Origin of the sequence: uncultured Campylobacter sp. (assembly GCF_937949835.1) — a bacterium.
Taxonomy (GTDB): Bacteria; Campylobacterota; Campylobacteria; order Campylobacterales; family Campylobacteraceae; genus Campylobacter_B.
Genome location: NZ_CALEDC010000390.1, coordinates 1 through 5,013, shown reverse-complemented (window position 1 = coordinate 5,013; position 5,013 = coordinate 1). Strand labels below are relative to the sequence as shown.

Here is a 5,013-nt window from a genome sequence, read left to right as displayed (position 1 = left end):
ATAAATTTTGTCCGCTAATATATTCCTAACGCAAAATTAAAATTTATAAATGAAATTTAGCAAACTTGATTGACACTCACTAAAGTTTTATGATATAATCCGCATAAATTTTTAAGATTTTAAGGATTAAAATGGCAAGTACAAGCAGTTTATACGAAACATTAGGCGTGGATAAATCCGCAAGCGCGGACGTGATCAAAAAAGCCTACCGCAGTCTGGCTCGCATGTATCACCCGAATATCAATAAAGAACCAGGAGCTGAGGATAAATTTAAAGAGATCAACGCCGCGTATGAAATTTTAAGCGACGAGAAAAAGCGGGCGCAGTATGACCGCCACGGCGACGAGATGTTCGGCGGACAGAATTTCCACGATTTCGCGCAGGGCTCGGCGAACATGGGCGATCTAAACGACATCCTAAACAGCATTTTCGGCGGCTCTTTCGGCGCAAAAAGCGCAGGCTCACGTGGCGGATTTAGTTTCAGCTCTTTCGGTGGTGGCGAGGGTTTTAGTGGCTTTAGCGACAGCGGTTTCGGCGGCGGATTTGGCGGCACACAGAGCCTAGATACGCACAGCTCGATTGAAATTCCTTTTGAAACCGCGATACAAGGCGGCGAGATGAGCGTGCGCGTGGGCGGCGAAACGGTTAAATTTAAAGTACCCGCGGGCATCAATGCAGGCGAGAAGCTGCGTATCAGGGGAAAAGGACAAAAATCGGGCGCTCAAAGCGGCGATCTAATTTTAGAGATAAAAATCGCGCCAAGCGCCGAGTATAGCCGCGAAGGCGACGATCTTTTCAAAAAGATTGACGTGCCTTTGAAAACGGCGATGTTTGGCGGAAAAGTAGAAATTTCGACGCCAAGTAAAAGCGCAACGATAAAGATCGCTAAAAACACCAAAAACGGGCAAAAATACCGCCTAAAAGGCTACGGCGTGCAAAACCGCAAGAGTAAAATTTTAGGCGATCTATACGCGGTGGTAAATGTCGTCCTTCCCGACGTCGATTCGCTGGACGAGGACGTCAAAGCCGCGCTGCAAAAGCTATAAGGAGGCACCAAAATGCATGATTATGATGAGCCGGTTTATCTCATATCGATAGTTTCGAAGGTCCTAGATATCCATCCGCAGACGCTGCGGCAATACGAGCGCGAAGGACTCGTAAGCCCGGGGCGCACGGAGGGTAAGATGCGCCTGTACTCGGCGCATGATATGGACCGCATACGTATGATTTTAAACCTTACAAAGGAGCTAGGCGTCAATCTTGCGGGCGTGGACGTGATCTTTCGCCTACAAGAAAGGATTGCCGAGTATGAGCGCGAGATCGAGGAGCTGCGGGCTAGAATTTTAGAGCTTGGCGGAGAGACAGACTAGGGTCTGCAAGATAAAGATTTTAAAGCTCAGCAAAAAAACAGATCCTGGCGCTATAAGCTGAAATTTTAATGCTATCAAAAAGCAAGATCGCCTCGCAAGCGTAGATTCAAGCGATAAATTTTGATTCTCAGAGAGGATTTGTGGGCGCGTTAAATTTCGCGTTAAATTTAAAGTTGCGCTAAGCAAACCCAAGTAAATTTGCTTGCGATTAAATTTAAAAGCCGTCTTATATAATTTAGCTTTAAAATTTAAAATTCCAAGTCGTGCTAGGCTTTAAAATTTTGTCGCGAACCTCTAAATTTAGCGATAAAGTGCGACATAATTTCTCTATTTTTAAGCGGGATTTTAGTAAAATCACATTATAAAATTTACCCGTAAATTTATATGAAAAGATAAAATTTCATCGATTATCGCCTCCGGTAAATGGTCGCGGATAATGTAAAATTTGACAATAAATTTAGCGCTAAATTTTACGTATAATCTTACAAAAAAGGGAGTTAATGGAGCTTGTTATAGAGCTATTTCTTGCGATCACCGCGCTTGCGATAGTGCTAAATATCGTCTTTAAAATTTTTGAAATTCCCACCATCATCGGCTATATCGTTGCAGGCGTGTGCTTTTCGCAGATCTATAGTCTAAGCAGTGTCGAAAACGCCCATATGTCTGAGCTGGCGGAATTTGGCATCGTTTTTTTGATGTTTACTATCGGGCTTGAGTTTAGCTTCCATCACCTGATGAGTATGAAAAAGGACGTATTTTTTAATGGCATACTCCAAGTGCTTGGCACCGGTATTATTCTAGCGCTCATCATCGATCAAGCTTTCGGCGGAAACATAAAAACCGTGATGATTATCGGGCTTGCGCTCGCGCTTAGCTCTACGGCGATCGTGCTAAAAACGCTCAACGAAACAGGCGAAATCAACCAAAACTACGGGCGCAAGGTGCTTGGGATCCTGCTCTTTCAAGACCTCGCCGTCATCCCTATTTTGCTTATGATTGACATATTTGGCTCTACCGACAGCACCCCCGTGAACTATCTAATCTTAAAAACCGCCGTAAGCGCCGCCATAGTGGTAGTGATCCTTTTCGTGCTTGGCAAATTCGCCTTCAACCGCTTCCTCTACTACGTCGTAAGGACAAATTCTAAAGAAATTTTCATCGCGACCATCCTTTTTACCGTCGTGGGGGCTAGCTTTTTGGCGCATGTATTCGGCTTTTCATATACGCTGGGCGCGTTCATCGCGGGTATGCTCATCGCAGAGACCGAGTATAAACACGAGATAGAAGCCGATCTGACGCCGTTTCGAGACATACTGCTGGGGCTTTTCTTTATCACGATTGGCATGCAGATAAATTTTGAAGTCATCGTCTCGCACTATGGGCTAATCCTGCTCGCTATTATCGTTATAATGGCGCTTAAAACGGTTGTGATTTACGCGATCTTATTTCTCTCGACCGGCAAAAGGATAGCGCTAAAAGCGGCGCTGTCGCTATGCCAGATAGGTGAGTTTGCGCTTGCGATCTTTTCGCTGTTGATGAGCCGCGATATGCTAAGTAAGGAAAACGGGCAAATTTTAATTACAGTCGTAACCGCGACTATGATTTTAACGCCGTTTATTCTTAAAAATTTAAACAAAATCGCCAACCGCTTCGAGTCCAAGGTCGAAAAGCTCGAGGATGAGGAGCATAAAACTCAAATCCCGCCGATGAAAAATCATATCATTGTAGCAGGCTACGGCAGGATAGGGCAAGAAGTTGTGCTACGTCTTAAAGATCAGGGGCTGCTATACGTAGTCGCCGAGAGCGATTTAGAGCTTGTGGATCTGGGCAAATCGCGCGGAGAGAATATATATTTTGTAAATATAATGCAAAAAACCGCAATCGACGAGCTGCATGCGCGCGATGCGTCGGTCATCATCCTAACGATCGCAAATCAGCAAAAGCTCGACATCGTCGCCAAAATGCTAAACGGCTCTAATTTAAAAGCAAATATCATAGTGATGCATACGGGTGCCGATCCGCAAAGCGAGCTGCAGAGCGAATACGGCGAAAATTTTATCTTCGTAAAAAAGGAGAGAGTAGTAGCCAATGCGCTTTTGCAAGAGGCGCTGAAATGTAAGCTAACGCAGTAGCCTTGAGCGTTTAAGATCAAATTAAACGGATTTGCTATGCCTAAAATATCCACGCTTCTTTATTTCTTACTTCTACACTCAGCTAATTTAAAGCGTTTTAATGAACGCAGATAAATAAGATATATTTAAATGGCGGGCTTGCAAATTTTAAAGGTACAAAGTGCTGCTTTGGATTGATTTAAATTCTAAATTTAAGCTGTCCTTCCATAGCAAAGGGATACTCCGACAAGGAGCTGATGAAATATATTTGAGCGATAAAGTTATTTAAAAATTCGTTTAAATTTTACTAATTTCACTCTTTTATCTCTTTATAAACGCTTAAGTTGCGTGCTAGGCAAACAAGGGTAGTAATAACGGACACAGGCGTCACTGCTAGAAGATAAAATAAGCCAAAAAATAGCCCTATATCGCTAGATTCACTACCGCCGCCGGCAAGCCATAACGCTATAGCCATAATGGGATAATACAAAACCAATGTCACAATTGCAAAATTTTCTATCGCGAAAATCGTATTGCTTTTTTTTGGGATTTTCTACGAAAAGTTTACTGTATCTGCGTTTTGAAAAGAAAAATATAAGCGTGCAAACGGCGCTAATTATAAACGCCCAGTGTAATTCGTACGAATTTGGTAAAAATAAAATCAAAAAAACCGTTATCGCAAAACTCGCGAAAGCAAATCTGATCAAACGGTGAAGTTGATATTTTTGCTTTAAATTTTTTGCAATTCGTGCTAGAGCTTTGCCGTACTCTAGCGCTTCCTCTTTGCTTTGGATAGATTCTGTTTCAAGGCTCGCGTCATTAAATTTTTGCTCAAATTTAGCGGCTTCATCTTGGGTAGCTTGCGCCTTGCCGTTTGTTTTGTTAAAATTTTGCTCGCCGGAAATTTTATCAAAATTTTCTTTAGGCGAGCTTGCAGGTTTTGTTCTTAAAAAGGTTGTTTTTAGCAAGCTTGTTTTAATCGAAGCTGCAATGTTTATTTTGATGCTTATATATTTTGGTGCATTGCTTGCTATGGCTGTATTTTTGTTTGATCAATTAGGCGATATCTATGGGTTTATCAAAAATCTTACTAATCCTGGCACTTCTACGAATGAGGTTACTTCTGTTGCTTTGTCTGTGTTATCAACTCTCGGTGTTTTTAAGGCTTTTTGGGACGTCTTTAATCTTTATGCTCCGTTTTTCATATCGTTGTTTTTAATAATCGGTGCAAAAATGGGTATGAAACTACTTGAAAAACTTAGAAAAACTATAAATGAGCTTACTTATTATATTACTTGAGGCTTCTAAATGATAACTTACATCGTCGGTAACCCTGGTAGCGGTAAAACATATTACGCAGTCTTTAAAATTCATCAGCTTTTTATTTTCAAGCCAAAGGATACTTTCCTATCAAAGGTCATTAAGCCTGAGAAGCAAAAAGAGTATTTATATTGCTATACCAATATCAACGGCTTTAAGTTCGATTTGGACGCTAAATTTATAAAATTTGACTACGAAAAATTTTACTCCGA

Annotated in this window: 5 protein-coding genes; all 5 read left to right on the top strand. The window is 41.7% G+C overall.

Going from position 1 to position 5,013, the window contains the following annotated elements:
* Nucleotides 1-131 precede the first annotated feature (131 nt).
* Entirely contained in the window at nt 132-1,046 is a 915-nt protein-coding gene (locus Q0256_RS08850) for a DnaJ C-terminal domain-containing protein (RefSeq protein WP_297962293.1), read from the top strand.
* Nucleotides 1,047-1,058: 12 nt separating this feature from the next.
* A complete protein-coding gene (locus Q0256_RS08845) occupies nt 1,059-1,370 on the top strand; it encodes a helix-turn-helix transcriptional regulator (protein ID WP_005870178.1) in 312 nt (103 codons plus the stop codon).
* A gap of 500 nt (nt 1,371-1,870) precedes the next feature.
* Nucleotides 1,871-3,502 (top strand): cation:proton antiporter, encoded by a 1,632-nt coding sequence (locus tag Q0256_RS08840; protein WP_297962291.1) that lies wholly within the window; start codon nt 1,871-1,873, stop codon nt 3,500-3,502.
* Nucleotides 3,503-4,264: 762 nt separating this feature from the next.
* Nucleotides 4,265-4,780: a hypothetical protein gene (locus Q0256_RS08835; protein WP_297962289.1), complete on the top strand. Its 516-nt coding sequence runs from the start codon at nt 4,265-4,267 to the stop codon at nt 4,778-4,780.
* A 9-nt stretch (nt 4,781-4,789) separates the two neighbouring features.
* The coding region (locus Q0256_RS08830; protein ID WP_297962287.1) for a zonular occludens toxin domain-containing protein at nt 4,790-5,013 on the top strand (224 nt) is incomplete at its 3' end.